This is a genomic window from Bradyrhizobium sp. 141 (assembly GCF_023074055.1).
In the GTDB taxonomy this organism is placed as follows: Bacteria; Pseudomonadota; Alphaproteobacteria; order Rhizobiales; family Xanthobacteraceae; genus Bradyrhizobium.
The window spans coordinates 387,439-411,070 of sequence record NZ_JADPKR010000108.1 but is presented as its reverse complement, the minus strand read 5'-3'; the positions used below and the strand labels follow the sequence as shown (position 1 = coordinate 411,070).

The window sequence follows — 23,632 nt, the reverse complement described above, 5'->3', positions numbered from 1 at the left end:
AGAGGCGAACTCCTTTGAGCTCGCGAGGCCAGTTTGAACAACCTCCTCACCGATATCGCCGGCGTCCGCGTCGGTCATGCCGAGGATGCCAAAGTCGCCTCCGGCACGACGGCGATCATCTTCGATTCCCCGGCGGTCGCGGCCATCGATGTTCGCGGCGGCGGCCCGGGCACGCGCGAGGTCTCGCTGCTCGACGTCGCCAATACGGTCGAGCGGATCGACGCGATCGCACTCTCCGGCGGCTCCGCCTTCGGGCTCGATGCCGGTGGCGGCGTACAGGCTTGGCTCGCCGAACAGGGCCGCGGTTTCAGGGTAAGGGAGGCCGTGATCCCCGTCGTCCCCGGCGCGATCGTGTTCGACCTGCTCAACGGCGGCAACAAGGCCTGGGGCCGCTTTTCACCCTATCGCGACCTCGGCTACGCCGCCGCGGCTTCCGCCGGGGCTGACTTCGCGCTCGGCAGCGTCGGCGCGGGCCTGGGTGCCACCACCGCCACCTTCAAGGGTGGAATCGGTTCGGCGTCGGCCGTGACCGCGAACGGCATCAAGGTCGGCGCGATCATGGTGGTGAATGCGGTCGGCAGCGTCACTGTCGGCAACGGTCCCTGGTTCTGGGCCGCACCATTCGAGGAAAACGGCGAGTTCGGCAGACGCGGCCTGCCGCCAAGCTTCACGCCCGACATGCTGGCGATGCGTATCAAGGGCGGTCCGGCCGCGACTGAGCGCGAGAACACGACGATCGGCCTCGTCGTCACCGACGCGATTCTGAGCAAGGCACAGGCCAAACGGCTCGCGATGATCGCCCAGACCGGATTTGCACGCGCGATCTATCCGGTGCACGCTCCACTTGACGGCGACGTGCTGTTCGCTGCGGCCACCTGCGAGAAGCCGATCGAGCCGCTGGTTGAGCTCACCGAGCTCGGCATGGTCGCCGCCAACGTGGTCGCGCGCGCGATTGCGAGCGGCGTGTACAACGCGACCGCGCTGCCATTTCCGGGGGCGCAGCCGGCGTGGAAGGACAGGTTCGGTTAGAAACGAAACGGCGGATACGGCGTTACCCTGGCAGGTCAAGGTTTACCGCCATGCCGTCTTCCGTGATCCGCTTCTTTCGCTATGCGCCCGACACGCGCGAATTGAAGGTGACCTTTGTCAGCGGACGCCTCTATGTCTACGAGGACGTTCCGCCCGAGGTCGCCGCCGCGTTCAGGGACGCGCGCGCAAAGGGGACGTTCTTCAACCACGAAATCCGTGACCGGTATGTCTATCGTGACATCACGCACGAATATGCCGGCTAATCTCGGATGCCGCTCACACGCTCATCGACATGGACGAGCCGGCCGCCGCCGGGGCGCTTTGCCCCTGCCCGCCTTGCCGCTGCATCAACTGCGCGAACAGATCATAGGCCGAATTACGGGGGCTGGAGGCGCCCGGCACCGTTGTCGACATCTTGAAGCCGTCGGCATAGGTGACGGTCGTCGTGGTCGAGCCGTCGGCAGCGGTCGTCGTGGTCGAGGTCGATCCGCCCTTGGACTTCGACGAGGAATCCGATCCATCGCCCGAGCCGCCGGCACCTTGCGCGTGATGGTGTCCGTGGTGGCCGCTCTTCAGCGCCTTCGAGATCTCGTCAAGGCCGACGTTGCCGTCGGAGTTCGCATCGAGCTTCGAGAACACGTTATCGGCCTGCGCGAGGTTGGTGCCGCCGGCGCCCAGCGCGTCCTCGAACTCGGACTTGGTGATGCTGCCATCGCCGTCCGCATCGATCTGCGAGAACAGATCCTTGAGCGCAGCCTCCCGGCCCTTCGACGCCGAGGACGACGAATTCGACGAGGTCGAGCTCGCCGAACTGCTCGCGCCGTCGGTCGACTGGCTCTGCGCCGCGAGCAGCGCGCTCATGGTCGCCGGCGCGATCTGTGGGGGGCTGCCTGAACTGACCAACGAGGTCGTCATGCTGCCCGTGCTGTCGATCGCGAACGGGTTGGTTGCGCCTTGCGAAGATCCGGCCTTCTGCGTCGACGAAGACGACTTCGAGTTCGTCAGCGACTGGATCGCGTCGAGGGCACTCGAGACAGCGCCAAGGGCAAACAACATTGCACAACTCCAACCGACGCGGCATGCCGCGGCCAATGTTCTGCAGGTGATGTCAGCAAGCGTCGTGCCAACGCAAAAAGTTCAATGAAATCCGCCGCCGCCGCGGCTTGGACGGCCCGGGAAGACCGGCAATTCATGCCGGTCGCGGCAGAAATTTCCGCCCACAGGAAGCACGCCTCCCCTGCATTGCCCGCCACGGAGGCCCATGTTAGGCGAGGCCCATCTTTCACGGTCGCCACGGGAAATCGCGCCATGACCCAAGCCTTCGCCCCCCGCCCCCTGGCAATCGCGCCCTCGATCCTGGCTTCGGATTTCTCCAGGCTCGGCGAGGAGGTGCGCAGCGTCGACGCCGCCGGCGCCGACTGGATCCATCTCGACGTGATGGATGGTCACTTCGTTCCCAACATTTCCTACGGCCCCGACGTCATCAAGGCGATGCGTCCCCATACGAAGAAGATCTTCGACGCACATCTGATGATCTCGCCCTGCGACCCCTATCTCGAGGCTTTCGCGAAAGCCGGCTGCGACCACATCACCGTGCATGCGGAAGCGGGTCCCCATTTGCACCGCTCGCTCCAGGCGATCCGCGCGCTCGGCAAGAAGGCCGGCGTCTCGCTCAATCCCGGCACGCCGGTCAGCACGCTCGAATATGTCCTCGACCTCGTCGACCTCGTGCTGGTGATGTCGGTCAATCCCGGCTTCGGCGGCCAGGCCTTCATCCCCTCCGCGATCGGCAAGATCCGCGACATCCGCGCGATGACGGCAGGACGCCCGATCGACATCGAGGTCGACGGCGGCGTCGGTGCCGACGTTGCGGGCGCGCTCGCCGCGGCCGGCGCCAACGCCTTCGTCGCCGGCACATCCGTGTTCAAGGGCGGCACGCAGGAAGCCTACAAGACCAACATCGCCGCGATCCGCAACGCTGCGCTAGGGGCCCGCGGCGAAGCGATTTGAGCTGGTTCAAGCGGCGCAGGCGGACGGCGGAAAGTCCCGCGGCTTTTACGGGTGTTGCAACGCGCGACGTCCAAAATTGCACTCTTGATCCGTACTCATCCGGACTTCACTGATTCGCGCAAATCACCGCAAGTGACTCCTGCTTGCTTTTGACGGGAGCACATCATGACGACGACCCTGGTTTGGACTGGCGTAGCGTTGTGGTTAGGGTTCAATGCGGCGATTGCGGCTCGCAGCTTCTACGTGGCGCGACCGGTGAAGGTCGCGGCTTCTGCCCGCATCATCCACCTTCATCGTCGCCGGGGCTGAGCGCCATGCAGATCGCACTCGTGAAGCGCCAGCCGAAGCGCAGGTGCCGGATTCCGCGCCGCCCGCATCCGGGCCTCGATTATTTCTTCGGCCGCCTCGAGCGCGCCGATGGCGCGCCCGACGACGATGCCGGGCTCGACAATTCGGACCTCGATCATTCGTTTTTCTCGCAGCGACGACACTGAGACTTCCTTTTCCGGACCCCTCCCATGAAACCGCACTGCCCGAACTGCCTGAAGGAAATGACCAAGGCATCCGCGTCGCGCAACCTGTTCAATTGCGAGCCCTGCCGCGAGATCATCCAGTATTTTGGCGGCAGCGCGGATCACGGCGAGCCCGGCCCGCATTTCTCCTGGCCAATCCGCCGCAAGCGCGTCTCCCACTCCGCCCACGCGGCCTGATCCACCCCTCAGCTCGCCAGGCGGCCTATCCCGGCCCTTCGGCGGCATGGGACTCGCCGACTTCCCCAGCCATCCGCGGCGGCCGTACCACGGTGACGGTGCAGGCCGCTTCCGCGGCCACCTTGGCCGAGACGCTGCCGAGCAGCGTGCGCCTGAACGAGCCTTGCCGCGCGCCGATGATGACATGGTCGACCTGGTTGGCCTCGGCAAACTCCAGGATCGCGGCGGCGGGATCGACCGCCTCCAGCACATGAGCCGACAGCCGGCTCTCGTCCAGTTTGAGCGGCGTCGCCCAATGCCTGAGCGCCACCAGACGGTCGATATGCTTGTTGGATCCCTGCTCGTCCAGCGTCCGGTCGATCGCGATCCGGTTCAGCTTGAGCACGTTGACGCAGGCAAGCCGCGCCGACGGCAAGGTGGCGAGGATGCGCTCGGTGGTCACGCGTAGCGCCTCGTTCAGCTCCGGTGCGCCTTCCACCGTGTCGAGCGCGACAGCGAGGATCGGGCTCGACGCGATTTGGGCGGCAACATCCGATTTCGCGCGCGGCGCCATGACGCCCTGGTTGAAGCGGCGGCGCCATGCGACGCCGAGGGAGTCGCGTTTGATCCGCTCCGAGCGCGTGGTGAGCTTGACCTGGTCCGGATGGGCGAGATCGAAGGCGAGCTGGGACGCCGTCGGATAGCGCCACACCGGCTCGATCTCGAGACAGCGCAGCACCACCTCCTGAAGCCAGGGCGGATAATCGGCGCGGAGCTTGCGCGGCGGATACGGATCACGCCACAGCCGGCGCCGCATCGCACGCAGCGTCTCGCCCTCGCCGAACGGCCGCTCGCCGGTGGTGAAGAAATATAGCAGCACACCGAGCGAAAACAGATCGCTGCGCGGATCGTCGCGCACCCCAGACAGCCGCTCGGGTGCCATGTAGGGCGCGGTGCCGTAAGGCAGGCGGAACTCCTCCTGCAAGAGATCCGGCAGGTGGTTGTGATGCGACAGGCCGTAGTCGATCAGCACCGCCTCGCCGCTCTCACGGAACATGATGCTGCTCGGCTTGATGTCGTGATGAATCACGTTCTGCCGGTGGAGATCAGCAAGCGCGGTTGCGATCTTGGCGACGAGCTGCCGCGCCTCGTCATACGGCAGCGGCAGGTCGGGCAGCCGCTTGTAGAGCGTGGTGCCGCCGATGCGCTCGATCACGACATAGGCCTGACGCGCGAAATCGCCGGTGCCGAAACAGGTCGGGACGTGCGGACCCGCGAGCCGCGGCAGGATCATCATCTCCATCTCGAAGGAGACGATCGCGGCGGGGTCCTCGCCCTCCGACACCCGCGGAATCTTCATCAGCAAGGGCATGTCGATGCCGGGATGGGTGACCGTCCACAGCGTCGCCATGCCGCCGGCATGAACGCATTCACCGATGGTGTAGCCGTCGATCTCCGCGCCGGATTTGACCAGTGATTTCGGCATAGCCGTCAGCGTCCCTGCGACAGTCGGTCGGCAAGCCAGTGCGGCAGGCCGTTGTCGCGGATCCTGTCCGCCGCGGTCGCGACGTCATAAGGCGCACGGCAATAGGTGATCTGGCACGATTCGGTGTCGAACAAGACGAAGGCTGCCGACGGATCGCCGTCGCGGGGCTGGCCAACCGAGCCGAGCACGGCGAGCCATTGCCGTCCGCGCAGCAGTTGCACCGGGACGTCGGTCTTCGGCACGAAGCTCGTCATCTTCGCCGTCACCGACATCGAATAGAGCGCGGGACGATGGATATGGCCGCAGAAGGTGACATGGGCGGGCGTCGCAATCAGGCTCTTGGCGGCGTCGACCGTCGAGCGGACATAGTGCCAGCGCGGGGGGTGAGAGGCTTCCGAATGCACAAACAGACGATCGCTGTCCTCCACCAGCATCGGCAATTCGGCCAGGAACCGCCGCTGCGCGGTGTCAAGCCGGCCGCGGGTCCACTCGATCGCGATTTGCGCCTCGGCGTTCATGGTCTCTGCCGAGGAATTGACCGCCTGGTCGTGATTGCCGCGCACGGCGACAGCACCCTGGGCGACGAGCTCCATCGCGGTATCCACCACCCATTCGGGATCGGCGCCATAACCGACGAAATCGCCGAGCAGGACAAATCGCTCCGCGCCCTTCGCACGGGCGACCTTCAGACAGGCCTCGAAGGCTTGCCGGTTGCCGTGGATATCCGAGAAGACAGCTAGGAGCACGCACCCTCCACCCTCAGGGTTCTTATCGAAAGTCGATAAGGCCAAATTGAGGGAGGTCAAAACCATGCGCCAGCGCCGCGCCGTTTACCAGCGCGCCGCCGTCACGATGCTGAAGAGCCTATTGCTCGTCCTTCGGAGGCATCCGGGGCGGCGGGATCGGCGTGAACACTGCGCCTTGCGCGCCGGCGGGCGGGGCGATGAACTCGCCGGTCGAGGAATCGCCGCCGGTCGTCTCCAGGATCGTCTTGGGCGTCACATATTCGCGGACCATGTCGATGAGGCTGCCATCGCCGCCGCCGAAATCCGCGGCGCGCCCGCCTTGCGGATGTCCCAGAGCGATCTCGTTCTCCGCCGCATGGGTCTTGTCGGCGAGCCTGTCATCGTAGGGCACGCGGAAGGCTCGTGGGATGCCGCTTGGCCGATTGTCCTCATCCAGCTGCTCGACCCAGAGATAGATCGAGCCGGGATCGCCCTGAAGCGAATGCGGCTCGACGATGCGGGCCTTCAACAGCTTGAAGGTCGTCGGCAGCCGGTCGGCGCTGGCCCAGCCGAGCAGCCCGCGCATCTCGGTGAAGCTGACGACATAGAAGGCGCTGGTCACGACCACGGCGATCGCCTTCAGCGACCAGTGCAGGCGCGCGTAGACCAGCACGACCAGCAGCAGTGCGCCGATGACGGCGTAGGCGACTGACAGCGTCAGGATGACCGTTTGCAGGCTAGTCACGGCGCACCCTCTTAGCGTTACTGCTCACACCGGTCCTCGGGTCGAGATCGGCGCCGTTACGCCAACTGCTGCGGAACGTCTCCAGCAGCGATTTCGGCCGCTGGTCCACGTTGATCACCTTGCCCTCGGCATCGAGCCGGAACCGCACCGCGGTCTTTTCGTCGCCGGTGTGGTCGAGCGTGAACTTGTTGTCGAACACCACCTGAGCCGTTGGATTGAGCTTCTGCACCTTCACATTGGCTGTGACGGGTTCGCCCGTCGTCGCCACGAAATGCGAGACATTGACGGTGTACTCGCCGGCCACGATGCCTCGCACGGTGACAATTTCCTCGCGGATGGGTGAGGCAATCTTCTTGCCGGCGACGACGATGAAGTCGTTGGCCCCGCCCCGGTCGTCGCGGTCGAGGGTGAGGAAGCCGGCCTCGCGGTGGCGATACCAGGCGATGTTGCCGACGGGATCCTGCACGAACAGGTCGAGATCGTCGGGGTGACTGTCCGGCCAGTCCAGCGTGATCATGAACTCGGCCTTGGAGTCGATCTTGCCTTCCTTGGCGTCCGGGGAGACCGCGAGCAGCGCCAGGAAGAAGAGAAACGCGATCACCTGGAGCGCCTTGAACAGCATCACGCCCAGCGGATCGAACGGCTCCTCGCGCGGATAGAGACCGAAATCATCCATCATGACGAGGTTCCGGCGCCTTTTATTCCAGCACCTTGGCGCTCAAGCACCGGCGTCACATGGGTCTCGGTCAGCACCACGGCATCCGAGAACACCTGCTGGGTCGCGGCGTCCAGCATGTAGTACTGGATGCGGACCAGGATCGAGCCGACGAGCCCGGCGAGCGTCGTGTACATCGCGACCGCCATACCGTCGCTCATCAGCCCCATCGAGGAGCGCATCGCGACCTTGTCCGCGGCGTCCAGCCCCGCGATCGGCGCCAGCATGATGATGAAGCCGACGATGGTGCCGAGCAGGCCGAGCTTCATCAGCGTATCCGAGACGAAGGCGCCGAACCCATTGGAGCCGCGCAGCCGGTCGGCGAGCGTCCGCAGCAGCAGCGTCTGGTCGACCGGCCGGTAGTCCTGCGCGGCGGCCTTGGTCACCAGGCTCTGGATGTGATCGCGTACGAGGCCGCGCGGCAGCGCGGTCGCCCCCGCCTCCAGCGCCTTGCTGCCGCCGGTGGCCGATAGCATCGCCCGGCAGCGCCGCGCCGCGGCCCCCTCACGGGCAATCGCCCGCGTGCGCAGGAAGCAGTGGCCGCAGGTGACGACATAGAGCAACGCGATGACGCTCGAAATGTAGGTTCGATCCGAGGTCAGCATCAGGTGGATCAGGCCGAAGCGCCACAGCAGCACGACGGCGAAGATCGAGAGCCCGGTGAAGATCATCCAGAACAGGAGCGCGCTGCGCTCGGATGGGTCGGTCGCAGACGGCGCGATCGGTCCAATCGTCATCGAACTCATGCCGTACTGCTCCTGGCTTGCAACAATTCCCCACCGATTAGATCAAAGCCGCCGCGCCCGGTCCAAAGACCCATGCCCAATCCGGCTTGGGAAATTTGCCCGAGCTGCCGTCCTGCCACACCCCGCGATTGGCAAGGGGCGGCGGCGTTGTTAGGCTGAGCTTACCAAACGTTGGGGGTGATCGCATGCGCCTCGTGCTTCAGCTCGTCGCCCGTCTGCTTCTTATCGTGGCACTGTGTCTCGGCGCGGCAACCATATGGGCCACGTTCGACGCCTATCGCAGCGTCGACCGGGCGACGGCGGCCTCGGCGCAGCGGGTGGCACAGGCGCTTCAGGCGCTGTATTGGCGTGAGCTTTTGTTGCGGAGCAGCAGAGCGCGGGAGCATCTCCTGCCCGTTCCGGACTGGCGCACCCTGGAGACGATGAAGCTGATCTCACCCGGCGTCTGCGTCGAGTTCCAGCCCGCCACAGCATTCGAGAAGCCGCTCTGCGGCCAGAGCGAGGGACTGGGCAAGACGCCGCCGCGCTGGTTCGCCGCAATCGTGCCGACCTTCCTCGGCAGCCATGCCGAGGTGGTGCGGCCAGTCAGCCCCCGCGCCGATTCTGCCGGCAGCGTGGTCGCGACGCCGGATGCCGCGGCCGCCATTTCGCTCGCTTGGGAGTACATCCTCAACGTGATCGACGTCGCGCTATTGATGGCGGCAGCGATTGCGCTGCTGGCTTCGCTGGCGATCGCGCATGCGCTGGCACCGGCGCGCGCGATCGTGACCGCCTTGCAGCGCATGGCACGCGGACAGTATCGCACTAAACTACCACGCTTCCGTTCCATGGAGCTGGCAATGATCGGCAGCGCCGTCGGCGAGCTCGGCGGCCGGCTGGAGGAAGCCACCGAGCAGCGCGCTGCACTGACGCGGCGCCTGATCGAGATCCGCGACGACGAGCGCCGCGCCCTCGCCCGCGAACTCCACGACGAGTTCGGACAGAATCTCTCCGCCATCCTCGCCTTCGCCAACACGATCGAGACCGCCAGCGCGAAGGACGACAGGGATATAGCCATCGCACAGGATGCACGCATGATCTCGCAGGCCACCCATCATCTGATGGCCTCGCTTCGCGATGCGCTGAAGCGCCTGCGCAATCCCCTGCCCGTGGAACTCGGGCTCGAGGCAAGCCTCGTCAATCTCGTCGACAGCTGGCGTTCGCAGAGCGCGGCGCGGCCGACGATCCAGCTCGATCTCAGGGGTGATCTGACGGACGTGCGCGGACCGGCCGCCACCACGGCCTATCGCGTGGCACAGGAATGTCTGACCAACGCGCTGCGTCACGGTGCGGCCCGCGAGATCAGCTTGCGCATCGAACGCCGGGCCGGCGAGGACAACGCGCTGCTGATCCACGTCGAGGACGACGGCGGCGGCGATGCGGAGCGCGTCGCGCAATCGGCCGGATTCGGCCTTACCGGCATCCGCGAACGCGTTGCGGCCGCCGGTGGATCGTTGTCGATCCTGCCTGCCCGCGGCGGCCTCAGTGTCGCCGCCACCATTCCGCTCGCCGCATGAGGCCGAAATGAGCGAGGTTGCAGCAACAGGCATCTCCGTGCTGCTCGTCGACGACCATCCGATCGTCCGGCAAGGCTATCGGCGCGTGCTGGAAAGCCAGGGCGATTTGCATGTCGTGGCGGAAGCCGACAACGCCGCGGACGCCTACGGCGCCTTCAAGGCGCATGACCCCGATGTCGTCGTGCTCGACATCTCGATGCCGGGCGCGAGCGGGCTGGAAGCGATCCGCAACATCCGCGCCCGCAGCCCGCGGGCGCGAATCCTCGTCTTCACCATGCACAACGAGGCCGTGCTGGTGAAAGCCGCCTTCAGCGCCGGCGCCAGCGGGTTCGTCACCAAGAGCAGCGAGCCGTCGGCGGTGGTAGGTGCCATCCGCAGCGTCGCCCGCGGCGAACGCGCCATGAGCGACGATATCGCGCATATCCTCGCCGAGGACAGCCTGTCGACCGGCTCAGTGCTGGATCAACTGGGCGAACGCGAGATCGAGATTTTGCGCCAGTTCGCCGGCGGCGCCACCACCGAGCAGATCGCGACGCATCTCAATCTCAGTGTGAAGACGGTGCAGAACTATCACTACCTCATCAAGACCAAGACCGGCGCGCGCACGGATGCGCAGCTGGTGCGGCTCGCCGCCACATGCGGTCTGACGAGGATCTAGCAGCAGAGCTGCCGCACTGTCCTGGCCCCCGGGAAGCTTCTCAATCTACTGAGCAAGATTGGAACAGAGACTGTCCGAGTCCGGTTAGTACCGGAGTGAAGGAGTCATAGGTCATGAGTAAGGGTCATCACAACGCAGTCGACCATCCCCCGATCATCACAGTAGGCGAACTCATCGACGAACTCTGCCGTCTGCCGGACACCGCGGTCGTCCACTTCCGCTGCCCCATGCTCGATCAGGAGCTGACCTTCTACCGCCTGCGCAAGCGGTCAAAGGACTCCGTCGAAATCGCGGTCAATGCATATCCGGAAAGTCCCCCGGTCGTGCCATCGTCCGACCCGAACGTCCATGCGCGCAGACGCTCGGCGTCCTCGCCACCGGTTCACAACGGCGTCCATCTTCAGAAGGCGCGAGTTTGACTGGTACGTGCTGAGCAGGTGCGGCGGTCTATCCCGCTTTCAGCCCGCGCAGAAGCAGCGCCAACGTCGCGTCCACGCGCGCGGAGAGATCGGCGTCCCTCCACTCGTCGGCATGAGCCGGGTGGTGGAACCGGACGGTGGCATCGAAGATGGCACGCGCGGTGGTCTTGACGTCGTCCACGGCAAACACGCCCTGCTTCACGCCGTCGCTCAGGATCGCCGCGATCTGGTCGATCATGGTGTCCTTGTGACACTTGACGGCCGCACAGGCCTCGCGTGCCAGCGTCAGATAGGTGTCGAACATCTCGGGGTCGTCGAGCACGCGCGAACGCTTGGCAGCGAACAGCGTACGCAGCCAGCGATCGAGCCTGGCCGGCGCCGGCCCCTGCTCCTCGACGATCGCGCGCAACGGCGCATCGATGCGGTCGAGCCAGCGTTTGGCAACGGCCTCGCGCAGCGAAGCCTTGCTGGGAAAATGGCGGTAGACGCTGCCGTGGCTCACATCGAGCGCACGGGCAACGTCGACCACAGTGGCCTTGGCAAGTCCGAAGCGCCTGAGCACGTCCTCAGTGACTTCGAGGATCCGCTCCGGCGTCAAGACAACAGCTTCAGTCATGCCAGCACCATGTTCCCGTTCAGGGCTCAGTTACCCCGGCAGTAGAGCTGCTTCCGAAGCGCCCTGGCCGGTCGTTTCGGAAAGCCTATGCCTTAGTGAGGCAGTTTTGCAGCCTGCGCCGCGATCTGGCGCGCCACCAGCACATTGAGCCAATGCCCAATCACGCCGGTCAGATTGAGGATTTCGGTCGTCATTGTCTTAAGTCTCCATTCGTCCGCGGTCCCGTTCTTCAATCCACCCTCCGATCCGAGCTTGGTTCGGATGTCGGGCTCCCCGGGGCTTGTCGCGGGACGCCCAATCGGAGCGTCCGAGAACGGATATACACGTCCCGCTGACAGATTTCAATATCTGTCAGTCAATGATCCGTGATTGACAGCTAATTTTTCAGTTCCGGGGCGACCCCGTTTCAGCCCCCGCCGGTGGATTAACCGCCCCATACCCCGCTCCGTGGGCCGGAACGTTTGTTTCGCCCTCGCCGCTCTGCTAAATCGCGGCGTAAAAAGCATTTTGGCCGGAGCCTGCGCCCCTAGCATCCCTGGGGTGTCCCCGCCCACCTCTTTGGAGCCGTCAGATGATCCCCCGCTATACCCGCCCGGAAATGGCCTCGATCTGGGAGCCGCAGACCCGGTTCAAGATCTGGTTCGAGATCGAGGCGCACGCGGCGGACGCCCTGGCCGAGCTTGGGACCATCCCCAAGGAGGCCGCCAAGACGGTTTGGGCCAAGGCCAAGAACGCCACCTTCGACGTCGCCCGCATCGACGAGATCGAGCGCGAGACCAAGCACGACGTCATCGCCTTCCTCACCCACCTCGCCGAGATCGTCGGCCCCGAGGCGCGTTTCGTGCATCAGGGCATGACCTCGTCCGACGTGCTCGACACCTGCCTCAACGTCCAGCTCACCCGCGCCGCCGACCTGCTGCTCGCCGACATCGACAAGGTGCTGGCGGCGCTGAAGAAGCGCGCCTTCGAGCACAAGATGACGCCGACCATCGGCCGCAGCCACGGCATCCATGCCGAGCCCGTGACCTTCGGCCTCAAGCTCGCTTATGCCTATGCCGAATTCACGCGCGCCAAGGAGCGCCTGATTGCGGCGCGCAAGGAGGTCGCGACCTGCGCCATCTCCGGCGCCGTCGGCACCTTCGCGCAGATCGATCCACGCGTCGAAGAGCACGTGGCGAAAGCCATGGGCCTCGTCCCCGAGCCGATCTCGACCCAGGTGATCCCGCGCGACCGCCACGCGATGTATTTCTCGGTGTTGGGCGTGATCGCCTCCTCGGTGGAGCGCATCGCGGTGGAGATCCGCCACATGCAGCGCACCGAGGTGCTGGAGGCCGAGGAGTTCTTCTCCGAAGGGCAGAAGGGCTCGTCCGCGATGCCGCACAAGCGCAACCCGGTGCTGTCGGAAAACCTCACCGGCCTCTCCCGCATGGTGCGCGCCTATGTGACGCCGGCGCTGGAGAACGTCGTGCTCTGGCACGAGCGCGACATCTCGCACTCCTCGGCCGAGCGCATGATGGGCCCGGACGCGACCGTGACGCTCGACTTCGCGCTGGTGCGCCTCGCCGGCTTGATCGACAAGCTCTTGGTCTATCCCGCCAACATGCAGAAGAATCTCGACCGCCTCGGCGGCCTCGTGCATTCGCAGCGCGTGCTCTTGGCGCTGACGCAGAAGGGCGCGAGCCGCGAGGACGCCTACAAGCTCGTGCAGCGCAACGCCATGCCGGTGTGGCGCGGCGAAGGCGACTTCCTGCAGCTCCTGAAGAAGGACGCAGAGGTGAAGAAATATCTCACCGACGCCGAGATCGAGGAGCAGTTCGACCTCGGCTATCACCTCAAGCACGTCGACACGATCTTCAAGCGCGTGTTCGGGGAAAGCTGAGCACCGATGCGTAGCCCGGGTGAGCGCAGCGATACCCGGGGACCCTCTCACAGAGATCCCGGATGTCGCTTCGCTCATCCGGGCTACCGCAAAAACAAAACGGATCCCACCTCATGCCCATCGTCAACCGCGTTGCCGCCCTCTCCGACGAAATGGCCGCCTGGCGCCATGACTTCCACGAGAATCCCGAATTGCTTTACGAGGTCCACCGCACCGCCGGCATCGTCGCCGACAAGCTGCGCGAGTTCGGCTGCGACGAGGTGGTGACGGGCATCGGCCGCACCGGAGTCGTCGGCGTGATCCGCGGCCGCAAGTCCGCCTCCGGCAAGACCATCGGCCTTCGCGCCGACATGGACGCGCTGCCGATCATGGAAACCTCGGGTGTGCCCTACGCTTCAAAAGTCCCCGGCAAGATGCACGCCTGCGGCCATGACGGCCACACCGCGATGCTGCTGGGCGCCGCCAAATATCTCGCCGAGACGCGCAATTTCGACGGCACCGCGGTTCTGATCTTCCAGCCCGCCGAAGAAGGCGGCGGCGGCGGCAAGGCCATGGTCGAGGACGGGTTGATGACGCGCTGGAACATCCAGGAGGTCTACGGCATGCACAACATGCCGGGCCTGCCGGAAGGCCATTTCGCAACCACGCCCGGCGCGATGCTCGCTTCCTCTGACAACATCCAGATCACGGTCCATGGCAAGGGCGGTCATGCCGGCGCCGGTCCGCACAAATCCGTCGACAGCGTGCTGATCGGCTCGCAGATCGTCAACGCGCTGCAATCGATCGTGGCGCGCAACGTCGATCCGCTCAAATCGGCGGTCATCTCGATCACGCAATTCCACTCCGGCACGGCCTTCAACATCATCCCGGAGGTCGCCGAGCTCGGCGGCACCGTGCGCACGCTCGATCCTGAGGTGCGCGATCTCGTCGAGCGCCGCATCGGCGAAGTCGCCGACAGCGTCGCCCGCGCCTATGGCGGCTCGGCCGAGACGAAATACACACGGATGTATCCGGTGACGATGAACCATGCGCGCGAGGCCGGCCTTGCCGCCGACGTCGCCCGCGACATCGTCGGCGCTGACCGCGTCAACGACAAGTTTATTCCCATGATGGGCGCCGAGGATTTCTCCTTCATGCTGGAGGCGCGCCCCGGCGCGATGGTGCTGGTCGGCATGGGCGACGGCAACGAGTGCCACCACCCGTCGTACGTGTTCAACGACAACATCCTCGGCCATGGCGCGTCATTCTGGGCGCGCCTCGTCGAGACGCGGATGCCGGCGGGGTAGTCGGGGTCGTAAGGTGGATTGGACTGCGACGTCGAAGAAGCGCAGTCCGCTCGTATAATCCACACGGCTCCCGCAGAATTCGAACCGTGGCGGGGAAACGAGAGCTTCAAGCTGAATGGCGGAATCGCTCCGTCTTCAGTTGCAGATTTCTGCTGGGAGCTTGACCGCCGGATTGAAGGAACTATTGGTCGTTCCGAGCCGACACCCTTTAGCAATCGGCCGGCAGCCCGCGCTGTTGCAGATCATCTGCCCGGATGCCTGCGATTTCGGTGCCGCGGACTCGGCGTCTTTTCGCTCCTGATCCCGCCGCTTGGGCTCGTCACGGGCAACGGGCTTCTTCTCCGGGATCTTCTCGCATTCGTTGTCGTCACCGACGCGATAGCCGGCACGGCAGGTGATCTTCACGCATTGATCGCCGTCGGCCTTGAAGCCGAAATTACAGACCAGCGGGCAGACCCGTCCCGGCTTGGCCTTCAGCGCGTCGAGCGCATCCACGCTGGCGAGCTTCACGTCGAACTGGGTGCCGGCATATTTGTTGAACAGCGTCAGCGAGCGCTGCGCGGCGGGCGTCCACTCGCCCTCAGCAGCGGACGCCAGGCACCCGACACGGCGCAATTCGCTCTGCACGGATTTGGCGAGGTCAGCGGCTGACAATGTGGACGCCGGCCCGGGCGAGAGCGCGGCCACTTTCTGGTTCCCGACTTCGGGGAGTTGCCGATCAGCCGCCGGCTTTGCGGCCTGCTCCGCCTTCTCCGCCTTCTCCGCAGCCTGTTTGGCGGCAAGCTCCGCCTTGGCCTTCTCAGCCGCCTGCTTCTCGGCCAGCGCTTTCGCAGCCGCCGCCTCGGCCACCTTGCGCTGCTGCTCGGCCGCGTCAGCCCTCGCCTGCTCGATCTGCTTCTGCTTCTCCGCCGCGACCCGCGCCTCTTCGGCGGCCTTGGCCGCCGCGGCCGCCTTCTCCTGCTCGGCCTTCTGGGCGCGCTCAGCAATGAGCCTCGTCTTCTCCTGTTCGGCCGCCTTCGCCTTCTGCTCGGCGGAGGCGCGCGTCTCTTCGGCGCCGATCTTGTTCAGCTGGCCCTTGGCGAGGTTGGCATAAAAGCCTTCGGGATATTGCGCCAGGAACGCTTCCCAGCCATCCCGGGTACCGAGCTGGAGCGCAAGTTCATAGTCTCGCCGAAGCTCAGACTGAGGATTCGGTTGCGGGCCGGTCGCAACCGGCTTGGCGGGAACCAGCGGCACGTCATCGCCGCCCAGCGAGCCATACACGAAGGGTTCTTGCTTGTTGGCGGTGCTCTTCAGCACATCATCGCGCACGAAGCCGAACGCTTTGCGCAGATCCAGGCCGGGCTTTGGCAGGTGGTCTGCGAGAGCCGTGGCGAACGGGCTGTTTCGGGAGTCTCCGTCGGACGCCGTCGAACCGGCCTTGGCCGCGAAGGCGATCATCGTGTTCGGGGTGGTCGGCTCGACCTTGGCAAGCCCGCGCCCGATCGCGCGCGAGGCCACCGTGCGCTTCATCGTCTTCGAGAAGGGGTTGTCGCGGCAGGCGTCGAGGATGACGAGCCGAAGCTGCTTGGCAGGCTCGATGCTCACGAGCACGCGATCGATCGGCAACGCCTCGTCATAGACGTCGGTGTCGGTCTCCAGAGCGGCGTCCGTCGGGATCAGATAGTTGGTGCCGTCCACCTCCATGCCGTGACCGGCGTAGTAGATGACCGCAACATCGGCATCCCGCGTCCTGGTGCCGAATTCGCGCAGCGCCTTGCGCATTTCGGGCGCGTTCAGGTCCTGCCTGACGTCAACCGTGTCGAAACCGGCTTTCCTCAGCATGCCGCCGACCAAGCCGGCGTCGTTCGCCGGATTGGCAAGCTTCGGCACGCTCTTGTAGGCGGAATTGCCGATGACGAGCGCGACCCGCTTCTCGGCCTGCGCGGACGAGCAGGCGACGAGAGATGCAAAAATCAATGCGCCGAAATATCGAGCGATAGTCACACTATTCATCCGCGGTTTTGATCGACGAAGCGATCAGTTACAGACTTCGTAATTTCCACCAGTTGCGCCATTCGGGCTGCCCCGGCCGAAGACAACCCCGTTCACCAGCCTGCATCCCTTCTGCACCGGCCGACACCCGGTAGAACTGCAATAGATCTGTCCCGAAGCCTCCGGCTTCGACGGCGCGGACTCGGTTTGCTTTCGCTCCGTATCTCTCCTCCTCGACTCGTCCCGCGTCGCAACCGGCTTCTTCTCCGGAATCTTCTCGCATTCGTTGTCGTCGCCGACGCGATAGCCGGCACGGCAGCTGATCTTCACACATTGATCGCCGTCGGCCTTGAAGCCGAAATTGCAGACCAGCGGGCAGACGCGTCCTGGCTTCGCCTTCAGTGCATCGAGCGCATCGAGGCTGGCGAGCTTCACGTCGAACTGGGTGCCGGCATATTTGTTGAACAGCGTCAGCGAGCGCTGCGCGGCCGAACTCCACTCGCTTTCCGCAGACGAGGTCAGGCAGCCGACGCGACGCAATTCGCTCTGTATGGATTTGGCGAGGTCAGCGGCCGATAACGTGGATGCCGTACCGGGCGAGAGCGCGGCCACTTTCTGGTTCTCGACTTCGGGCATTTGCCGATCGGCGGCAGGCTTTGCAACCTGCTCCGCTTTCTCCGCCGCCTGCTTTGCAGCGAGCTCGGCCTTGGCTTTTTCCGCCGCCTGCTTCTCGGCCAATGCCTTCGCCGCCGCCGCCTCAGCCAGCTTGCGCTGGTGCTCGGCCGCCTCGGCCCTCGCCTGCTCGATCTGCTTCTGCTTCTCCGCCGCGATTCGCGCCTCTTCGGCAGCCTTGGCCGCAGCCGCTGCCTTCTCCTGCTCGGCCTTCTGGGCGCGCTCGGAGATGAGTCTCGCCTTTTCCTGCTCGGCTGCCCTGGCTTTCTGTTCGGCCGAAGCGCGCGTCTCTTCAGCGCCGATCTTGTTCAGCTGCCCCTTGGCGAGGTTGGCGTAGAAGCCGTCCGGATACGCCGCCAGAAATGCTTCCCAGCCGTCGCGGGTCGCCAGCTGAAGCGCGAGCTCATAGTCCCTGCGCACGGCCTCCTGCGGGTTGGCCTGGGGACCGGTTGGGGCTTGCTTCGCGACGAGGGGCACGTCGTCGCCGCCGAGCGAGCCGTACACATAGGGCTCCTGCTTGTAGCCCGTGCTCTTGAGCACATCGTCGCGCACGAAGCCAAAGGCCTTGCGCAAATCGAGGCCCGGCTTCGGCAGATGCTCGACCAGCGCGGCGGCGAACGGGCTGTTTCGGGAATCGCCGTCGGACGCGGTCGATCCCGCCTTTGCCGCGAAGGCAATCATAGTGTTGGGACTGGTCGGCTCGACCTTGGCCAAGCCGCGTCCGATCGCGCGCGACGCCAGCGTGCGCTTCATCGACTTCGCGAACGGGTTGTCGCGGCAGGCATCCAGGATGATCAGGCGCAGTTGCTTGGCGGGCTCGACGGCGTACAACGCACGCTCGACCGGGATTGTCTCGTCGAGAACGTCGCCGTCCGTCTCCAGCGACGCGTCGGTCGGAATGAGATAGTTGGTTCCGTCGAGCTCGATGCCGTGGCCGGCGTAATAGATCACCGCCATCTCCGCATCGCGCGTCCTGGCGGCAAACTCACGCAACATGCGCCGCATCTCGCTGGCGCTGAGATCCAGCCTGACGTCGACGGAATCGAAGCCGGCCTTCTTGAACATGCCACCGACCAGAGTGGCATCGTTCGCAGGGTTACCCAGCTTGGGAGCGCTTTTGTAAGCTGAATTGCCAATGACGAGCGCCACCCGGCGGTCGGCATGCGCCGGTCCGCAGGCAAGTCCCATCGCCAATATCAACAATGCAAATAACCGAAACGGAATCACTTGCGTCCCCCCGGATGCAATTCCCTGAGACTATTCGGTAGCGTCGCAGATTGCTAATTCTTCCTATGTGACACCTGTCACATAGGGCTCCTCGAACGGGGGTAAGGATAATGCGGCGAAGCGTCGGCCTGCTTCGAGCTATGCAGAAACCGCGCTACATTTGCACCACCTCGTGGCGCATCACGAACGGTGCAAGCAGCGCGTGCACCTCGCTCGCAACCTGCTCGCGCTGGTCGACCGCCAGACCGGCAAGCGTGACAGTCGCAATCGATCCATGACTGCCATGGGCACCGACTTTGACCCTGCAATCGATGCCGCGCTCGACCAGCGGCGTGAGCACCTTGGTGAACACGCGCTCGGCCGCGTCCCAGCGCAGCTGCGGCTTGAACACCTTGCCGACGCCGGTCACCGGCATCGGATCGATCGGGATGACCTGCACCGGAACAGCGGCGCGCTCCGGCGTGCGCTCGCGCACCCACGTCTCCAATTCCCCCGGCTCGACCTTGGCGCCCGGTTTCAGCTGCACGTATCCCACCGGTAGCTCGCCGGCATAGGCGTCGGGCTGGCCGACCACGGCGGCGAAGCCGACGGCGGGATGACGGAACATGATCTCCTCGATCGGCGCCGGATCGATGTTGTGGCCGCCGCGGATCACGAGGTCCTTGGCGCGGCCGGTGATCCAGAGATAGCCGTCGGCATCCAGCCGGCCGAGATCGCCGGAATTGACCCAGACCTCGTCGACGAAAGCGCCCTTGTTGTGCTCGTCGTTGAGATAGCCGCCGAACACCCCGGGCCCGGCCATGATGACGACGCCGATCTCGTCCGGCTTGCAGTCGCGGATCAGGCGGCCTTCGGCATCGAGCTGCACGATGCGCACGCGCGAATAAGGCATGGGCAGGCCGACCGAGCCGAGCCGGATCGGCCGCGACGGATAGGCGAGCGTATGCACGCTCGAGGTCTCGGTCATGCCGTAGACCTCGACCACGGGCAGCTTCAGCTTGTCCTGGATCGCCGAACCCACGGCGACGGGAATCGCCGAGCCGCCGCCGGCGGCGTATTTCAGGCTGGAGATATCAGCGTTGCCAGGCGGCACCGCGAGCGTCGCGGCCAGCACCGTCGGCACGCTCGACAGCGCCTCCGGCTTGAAGCGTTCGACAAGCTGCCAGATATTCTTCACCGCATTCGGATTGCGCCAGCCACTCGGCGACAGCACGACCAGCGAGCCGCCGGCCGACAGCGTCAGCAGCACCTGCGTCAGCGAGCCGCCGACGTGAAACAGCGGCATGCCGAACAGCAAATTAGCGCCCGGTTTCGCCTTCAGCAGCAGGTTGAGCGCCCAGGCCTGATAGACCTGATTGGTATGACTGTGCCGCACCAGCTTTGGCGTGCCGGTGGTGCCGCCGGTGTGGAAATAGGCGGCGATGTCGGCACCCGAAATCTTGCGCCCGCTGACGAGCCGGTCGGACGGCTGCTGCTTGATCAGGTCGCTGAAGGCAAAGATGCCCTTGGCGGGATCGCCGCCGCCGAACACCTGCACGATCGCCTTGAGATTCTTCAGCTGCGGTCGGATCTGCTCAACCTTCTGCCAGATATCGGTGCCCGGCATCGGACCGAGCGCCACCAAGATCTTCGTGTTCGCGGCCTCCAGGATCTCCGCGATCTGATGCGGCTCCAGCAGCGGATTGACGGGATTGGCGATGCCCGCAGCCTCGGCCCCGAACAGCGTCACGAACGCATCGGGCACCAGCGGCAGCATGAAGCTGATGACGTCGCCCTTCTCCGCACCGAGCGCATGAAACATGTTGGCGGCCTGCGTGACGCGCGCGATGAAATCGCGGTAGGTGACTGCGACCGGCGTGTCGGCGGGATCCGCGTTCTGCAGGAACTGGATCGCCGCCCCGTCGGGATTGCGTGCCGCACCCAACATGATGGCGTCATAGGTGCTCTCGGCCGCGATGCGATCGGCGTAAGGGACCTGCTCGAAGGCCCGGACATCCGCGTCCGTCGCCAGGTCCGGATAGTCGTTGCCGATAAAGCGATCGAGCGCATGGGTACCCGCCATGGAATTCCGTCCTCCCTCAGATGCATGTCCCCGCCCCTGTCTTTTGACATTTTGGTGCGGCGACGCCTCGGCCGATAGCCGGCCGAGCGCGGACAGAATGATGGATGATTTGGCGTTCGTCCATTGCCTAGGCCCGCGACGCTTGAACCTCTGGGGCCGATCCGGGGACCAAGAACTGGCGCGGGAATTCGCTCGCCAGCGCCCTGCCGCAAGACTTGAGGTCATCATGACGACGCCCGCGCGGAACCGCATCAACCGGCTGATCGCTGCGTTCGCCATCGCAGCCACGATGGCCCTGCCCTCCGCAACATTTGCCGCGGATAGCCAGCTCGACAAAATGCGCGCGAAGGTCGCGGCATTCATCACCGACAAGATGGAGAAGCTGGGCGGATCGCGCATCATCTACAAGGTGGACAGCGACGCCTTGCGGGAGGCGGTCACCACGGATCTGCGCGACGACGTCTACAAGACCATGCGCGAGGGCCGGATCGCCTTCTCCGGCCTTGCGATCCGTGACGGCGGCATCGAATTGAAGATCGCGGACGCCAAGGGCCGTGACCTGCTCACGCGCAAGCTCGCCTCGGCGGCAGAGGGATTGCCAACGCACGCGCTCACCGTGACCGACGCCGGAGACGGGCTGATCAGGCTCGCGCCGACCGATGCCGCATCCGCCGCGCGGCTACGCGATCTTGTCGAAGATTCCATCGCCATGATCGAGCAGCGCCTCAAGGAGGCCGGCGTCACACTGGCCAGCGTCCAGCCTGAGGGAACGGACCGCATCCGCATCTTCCTGCCGGGGATGATGGAGCCCGAGCGCATCACCGCGATCTTCGCCAGGAAGGTCAAGGTCAGCTTCCGCCTGATCGATGTCACGATGTCGGCGGAGCAGGCGCAATCGGGCACGCCTCCGGCGGGGACGGAAGTCATGTTCGGCTTCAAGGACAAGCTTCCCTATCTCGTCAAGGCTAGCGCGCTCGACGGTGACGACATCAGCTATGCAGGCCCGGGATTTGCCAGCGGGACGAAGGAGCCGATCGCCTCGTTCCGCTTCAACGGCCGCGGTACGCGGCGCTTCGCCCATATCACCGCAGAGAACGTTGGAATGCCCTTCGCCATCGCGCTCGACGACAAGGTGATTTCCGCCCCCGTGATCCGCGAGCCCATCACCGGCGGCTCCGGCCAGATTTCCGGCAACTTTACCCTGGATGAGGCCAACAGCGTCGCCATGCTGCTGCGCGCCGGCTCGCTGCCCGGTCGTCTTGGCCTCGTCGAGCAGCAGGTCGTCCAACCCGCCGCCAAGCCATAAGGCGAAGATCGTCCAACGCCCCGCCTGGGGCATCCAGCCCCCTCGCGACGCCGAAGCCGCCCCGAATCACGGCCGTGTTGCAGCCAGACGCGCAACCAACGGGCAATTGCCGAAACGCCCGATCAGGCTAAAATTTGCCTCTTGCGGCGTGGCGGCCGAAGGCTTCATTTCAGGCGGCCGTCATCCGATTTCGGCTATACGTATCGAGCATACCGACCAGGACTGAAGGCCTTACGCGGGGTTAGTACCATGCCGTCCGGCAGCGCAGACATTTCCTCGATCCTCGACCGCATTCTCGATGCGGCCACGGACAACCTCAGGATCGCGAAGATCCTGGTCCAGATGGGCCTCGATCCCAACAACGTCACCTATGACGCGATCTTCAATCGCCTGCTGGAGATCTTTGTCCACAACATCACGTTCGCCAATCTGTTCGCCGCGGTCGGCGCCGGCTTCTTCGTCGCCACCCTCTTGATGCGGACCATGGTGCCACTGCGCGTCGCCAACATGGTCGGCTGCGCGTTCTTCGCCGTGTTCGGCGCGCTCACCGCCAACGTCGCGACGTTCCTGCTCTATCTGCTGCTGCTTCCGATCAACGCCCTGCGCCTGCGGCAGATGCTCAAGCTGGTCAAGAAGGCACGCCACGCCGCCGAAGGCGACATGTCGATCGAATGGCTCAAGCCGTTCATGACCGAGCGCAAATATCGCCGGGGCGATACGCTCTTCAAGCTGGGCGATCCCGCCAAGGAGATGCTGCTCACGGTCACCGGCAAGTTCCTGGTCAAGGAGATCAACGTCGAGATCGGGCCGGGCGCACTGATGGGCGAGCTTGGCTTCCTGACGCCGGACAACCGCCGCACCGGAACGATCGAATGCATCGAGGACGGCCAGGTGCTGACGATCACCTATGACCGCCTGCTGGAGATCTACTTCCAGGATCCACAGTTCGGCTATTACTTCCTGGTGCTGACCAGCCAGCGCCTGCTGCAAAACATCGATCGCCTGCAGAAGCAGCTGGCGACGGCGCGGTCGGCCACGACGAACAGGATCGCGTGACCGCAGCTCAGCTCAGCAGCAGCGCCATGCCCGGATCGCCCTTCTCCATCGCGCGCCGGTAGGCCGGACGGTCGCCGATGCGGCCGAGATATCCGACCACGTTCGGACAACGCTGGAGATCATAAGGCTGGAAGTAGCGCATCGTGGTGAGCGAGAACACCGTCATGATATCGGCGGTGGTGAAGGCGCTGCCCGCCAGATATTCGGCCTCGCCAAGCCTGGCGTCGAGAAGGTCGTAAGCACGATCGAGGCGCCCCTTCATCGCGCGCAGGATCGCGTTGTCCTTGGCGAGATCGAGCCGGTTCAGGATCATCATCCGCCCCATGCCGGGTTGCAACGTGCCGTTGGCGAAATGAAGCCAATACAGAAACTGCGCGAAGACGGGATCATTGGGGCCGAGCACGAGTCGGCCGTTGCCGTATTTTGCCACGATGTAGTCGACGACGGCGCCGGATTCCGCAAGCACCAGCTCGCCCTCGGTGATGACCGGTGCCGTGCCGGCCGGATGCAGCGCCTTGTACTCGGCCGGTGCCAGCATGGTCGCGGCATCACGCGTGTAGCGCTTCAGCTCATATGGAGTTCCCAGCTCCTCGCACAGCCAGACGATGCGCTCGGACTGGGACTTGCCGAGATGATGGACGGTAAGCATGAGGCCTCCTGCGGACGCAAATGGGAGCACTGTGACGCCGCATCATACTTCGTGATTGCTGGCTTCCCGGAATTTTGCGGACATGTCCCGGCACATTCAAGCCTTCCAAATCGGCCCCAAGCGGTCC

Annotated in this window: 25 protein-coding genes; 14 read left to right on the top strand and 11 right to left on the bottom strand. The window is 65.0% G+C overall.

Annotated elements, in window-relative coordinates; genetic code table 11:
- Positions 1 to 33: 33 nt before the first annotated feature.
- The gene (locus IVA81_RS35605) at positions 34 to 1,029 is read left to right on the top strand and encodes a P1 family peptidase (RefSeq protein WP_247326915.1); all 996 of its coding nucleotides are present in this window, start codon (positions 34 to 36) and stop codon (positions 1,027 to 1,029) included.
- A gap of 50 nt (positions 1,030 to 1,079) precedes the next feature.
- Positions 1,080 to 1,292, top strand: coding sequence for a KTSC domain-containing protein (locus IVA81_RS35600; RefSeq protein WP_247326913.1), 213 nt, complete (start codon positions 1,080 to 1,082; stop codon positions 1,290 to 1,292).
- 13 nt (positions 1,293 to 1,305) lie between these two features.
- Here the strand turns inward: IVA81_RS35600 and IVA81_RS35595 are convergent, their stop codons facing one another.
- On the bottom strand, positions 1,306 to 1,944 hold the full coding sequence (locus IVA81_RS35595; RefSeq protein ID WP_247326911.1) for an EF-hand domain-containing protein: 639 nt from the start codon (positions 1,942 to 1,944) through the stop codon (positions 1,306 to 1,308).
- Here IVA81_RS35595 and IVA81_RS35590 point away from each other — a divergent pair.
- The 5 genes from IVA81_RS35590 to IVA81_RS35570 all read left to right on the top strand — a co-directional run bounded on the left by IVA81_RS35590 (position 1,943) and on the right by IVA81_RS35570 (position 3,749).
- Entirely contained in the window at positions 1,943 to 2,173 is a 231-nt protein-coding gene (locus IVA81_RS35590) for a hypothetical protein (RefSeq protein WP_247326909.1), read from the top strand. The two genes, IVA81_RS35595 and IVA81_RS35590, sit on opposite strands and share 2 nt — an antisense overlap.
- Before the next feature lie 164 nt (positions 2,174 to 2,337).
- Positions 2,338 to 3,039 carry a ribulose-phosphate 3-epimerase gene (rpe, locus tag IVA81_RS35585; protein ID WP_247326907.1) on the top strand — a complete coding sequence of 234 codons (702 nt, stop codon included), beginning with the start codon at positions 2,338 to 2,340 and terminating at the stop codon, positions 3,037 to 3,039.
- 165 nt (positions 3,040 to 3,204) lie between these two features.
- The gene (locus IVA81_RS35580; protein ID WP_247326905.1) at positions 3,205 to 3,348 is read left to right on the top strand and encodes a hypothetical protein; all 144 of its coding nucleotides are present in this window, start codon (positions 3,205 to 3,207) and stop codon (positions 3,346 to 3,348) included.
- Between the two features lie 5 nt (positions 3,349 to 3,353).
- Entirely contained in the window at positions 3,354 to 3,533 is a 180-nt protein-coding gene (locus IVA81_RS35575) for a hypothetical protein (RefSeq protein WP_247326903.1), read from the top strand.
- Between the two features lie 24 nt (positions 3,534 to 3,557).
- Positions 3,558 to 3,749: a hypothetical protein gene (locus IVA81_RS35570; RefSeq protein WP_247326901.1), complete on the top strand. Its 192-nt coding sequence runs from the start codon at positions 3,558 to 3,560 to the stop codon at positions 3,747 to 3,749.
- Between the two features lie 25 nt (positions 3,750 to 3,774).
- Here IVA81_RS35570 and IVA81_RS35565 read toward each other — a convergent pair whose 3' ends face one another.
- The 5 genes from IVA81_RS35565 to IVA81_RS35545 form a co-directional block, all read right to left on the bottom strand.
- Entirely contained in the window at positions 3,775 to 5,214 is a 1,440-nt protein-coding gene (locus tag IVA81_RS35565) for a bifunctional serine/threonine-protein kinase/universal stress protein (RefSeq protein ID WP_247326898.1), read from the bottom strand.
- Between the two features lie 5 nt (positions 5,215 to 5,219).
- The gene (locus tag IVA81_RS35560; protein WP_247326897.1) at positions 5,220 to 5,960 is read right to left on the bottom strand and encodes a metallophosphoesterase family protein; all 741 of its coding nucleotides are present in this window, start codon (positions 5,958 to 5,960) and stop codon (positions 5,220 to 5,222) included.
- A gap of 118 nt (positions 5,961 to 6,078) precedes the next feature.
- Positions 6,079 to 6,684, bottom strand: a complete 606-nt coding sequence (locus IVA81_RS35555) for a hypothetical protein (protein ID WP_247326896.1) — start codon at positions 6,682 to 6,684, stop codon at positions 6,079 to 6,081.
- Positions 6,677 to 7,363 carry a hypothetical protein gene (locus IVA81_RS35550; RefSeq protein WP_246931042.1) on the bottom strand — a complete coding sequence of 229 codons (687 nt, stop codon included), beginning with the start codon at positions 7,361 to 7,363 and terminating at the stop codon, positions 6,677 to 6,679. The genes IVA81_RS35555 and IVA81_RS35550 overlap by 8 nt, the downstream gene beginning before the upstream one ends.
- Positions 7,360 to 8,145: a MotA/TolQ/ExbB proton channel family protein gene (locus IVA81_RS35545; RefSeq protein ID WP_247326895.1), complete on the bottom strand. Its 786-nt coding sequence runs from the start codon at positions 8,143 to 8,145 to the stop codon at positions 7,360 to 7,362. The genes IVA81_RS35550 and IVA81_RS35545 overlap by 4 nt, the downstream gene beginning before the upstream one ends.
- Positions 8,146 to 8,330: 185 nt before the next feature.
- Between IVA81_RS35545 and IVA81_RS35540 the strand changes: the two genes are divergently transcribed.
- The 3 genes from IVA81_RS35540 to IVA81_RS35530 all read left to right on the top strand — a co-directional run bounded on the left by IVA81_RS35540 (position 8,331) and on the right by IVA81_RS35530 (position 10,778).
- Positions 8,331 to 9,701: a histidine kinase gene (locus tag IVA81_RS35540; protein WP_247326894.1), complete on the top strand. Its 1,371-nt coding sequence runs from the start codon at positions 8,331 to 8,333 to the stop codon at positions 9,699 to 9,701.
- A 7-nt stretch (positions 9,702 to 9,708) separates the two neighbouring features.
- Positions 9,709 to 10,359 carry a response regulator transcription factor gene (locus IVA81_RS35535; protein WP_246928647.1) on the top strand — a complete coding sequence of 217 codons (651 nt, stop codon included), beginning with the start codon at positions 9,709 to 9,711 and terminating at the stop codon, positions 10,357 to 10,359.
- Between the two features lie 113 nt (positions 10,360 to 10,472).
- Entirely contained in the window at positions 10,473 to 10,778 is a 306-nt protein-coding gene (locus IVA81_RS35530) for a hypothetical protein (protein WP_247326893.1), read from the top strand.
- A gap of 28 nt (positions 10,779 to 10,806) precedes the next feature.
- On the opposite strand, the gene IVA81_RS35525 is transcribed toward IVA81_RS35530, so the two are convergent.
- Positions 10,807 to 11,394 (bottom strand): TetR family transcriptional regulator, encoded by a 588-nt coding sequence (locus IVA81_RS35525; protein WP_247326892.1) that lies wholly within the window; start codon positions 11,392 to 11,394, stop codon positions 10,807 to 10,809.
- A 571-nt stretch (positions 11,395 to 11,965) separates the two neighbouring features.
- Between IVA81_RS35525 and purB the strand changes: the two genes are divergently transcribed.
- Both purB and IVA81_RS35515 read left to right on the top strand, forming a co-directional pair.
- Complete coding sequence (gene purB, locus IVA81_RS35520) at positions 11,966 to 13,273, top strand: adenylosuccinate lyase (protein ID WP_247326891.1); 1,308 nt, start codon at positions 11,966 to 11,968, stop codon at positions 13,271 to 13,273.
- A gap of 113 nt (positions 13,274 to 13,386) precedes the next feature.
- The gene (locus IVA81_RS35515; RefSeq protein ID WP_247326890.1) at positions 13,387 to 14,559 is read left to right on the top strand and encodes a M20 aminoacylase family protein; all 1,173 of its coding nucleotides are present in this window, start codon (positions 13,387 to 13,389) and stop codon (positions 14,557 to 14,559) included.
- A gap of 135 nt (positions 14,560 to 14,694) precedes the next feature.
- On the opposite strand, the gene IVA81_RS35510 is transcribed toward IVA81_RS35515, so the two are convergent.
- The 3 genes from IVA81_RS35510 to IVA81_RS35500 all read right to left on the bottom strand — a co-directional run bounded on the left by IVA81_RS35510 (position 14,695) and on the right by IVA81_RS35500 (position 20,494).
- The gene (locus IVA81_RS35510) at positions 14,695 to 16,545 is read right to left on the bottom strand and encodes a caspase family protein (protein WP_247326888.1); all 1,851 of its coding nucleotides are present in this window, start codon (positions 16,543 to 16,545) and stop codon (positions 14,695 to 14,697) included.
- Positions 16,546 to 16,578: 33 nt separating this feature from the next.
- A complete protein-coding gene (locus tag IVA81_RS35505) occupies positions 16,579 to 18,393 on the bottom strand; it encodes a caspase family protein (RefSeq protein WP_247326886.1) in 1,815 nt (604 codons plus the stop codon).
- A 193-nt stretch (positions 18,394 to 18,586) separates the two neighbouring features.
- Entirely contained in the window at positions 18,587 to 20,494 is a 1,908-nt protein-coding gene (locus IVA81_RS35500) for an acyl-CoA synthetase (RefSeq protein ID WP_247326884.1), read from the bottom strand.
- Positions 20,495 to 20,720: 226 nt separating this feature from the next.
- Between IVA81_RS35500 and IVA81_RS35495 the strand changes: the two genes are divergently transcribed.
- Positions 20,721 to 21,800, top strand: coding sequence for a preprotein translocase subunit SecD (locus IVA81_RS35495; RefSeq protein WP_247326883.1), 1,080 nt, complete (start codon positions 20,721 to 20,723; stop codon positions 21,798 to 21,800).
- 249 nt (positions 21,801 to 22,049) lie between these two features.
- Positions 22,050 to 22,856, top strand: coding sequence for a cyclic nucleotide-binding domain-containing protein (locus IVA81_RS35490; protein ID WP_246918663.1), 807 nt, complete (start codon positions 22,050 to 22,052; stop codon positions 22,854 to 22,856).
- Positions 22,857 to 22,863: 7 nt separating this feature from the next.
- On the opposite strand, the gene IVA81_RS35485 is transcribed toward IVA81_RS35490, so the two are convergent.
- Positions 22,864 to 23,505 (bottom strand): glutathione S-transferase family protein, encoded by a 642-nt coding sequence (locus IVA81_RS35485; protein WP_247326882.1) that lies wholly within the window; start codon positions 23,503 to 23,505, stop codon positions 22,864 to 22,866.
- Positions 23,506 to 23,632 lie beyond the last annotated feature (127 nt).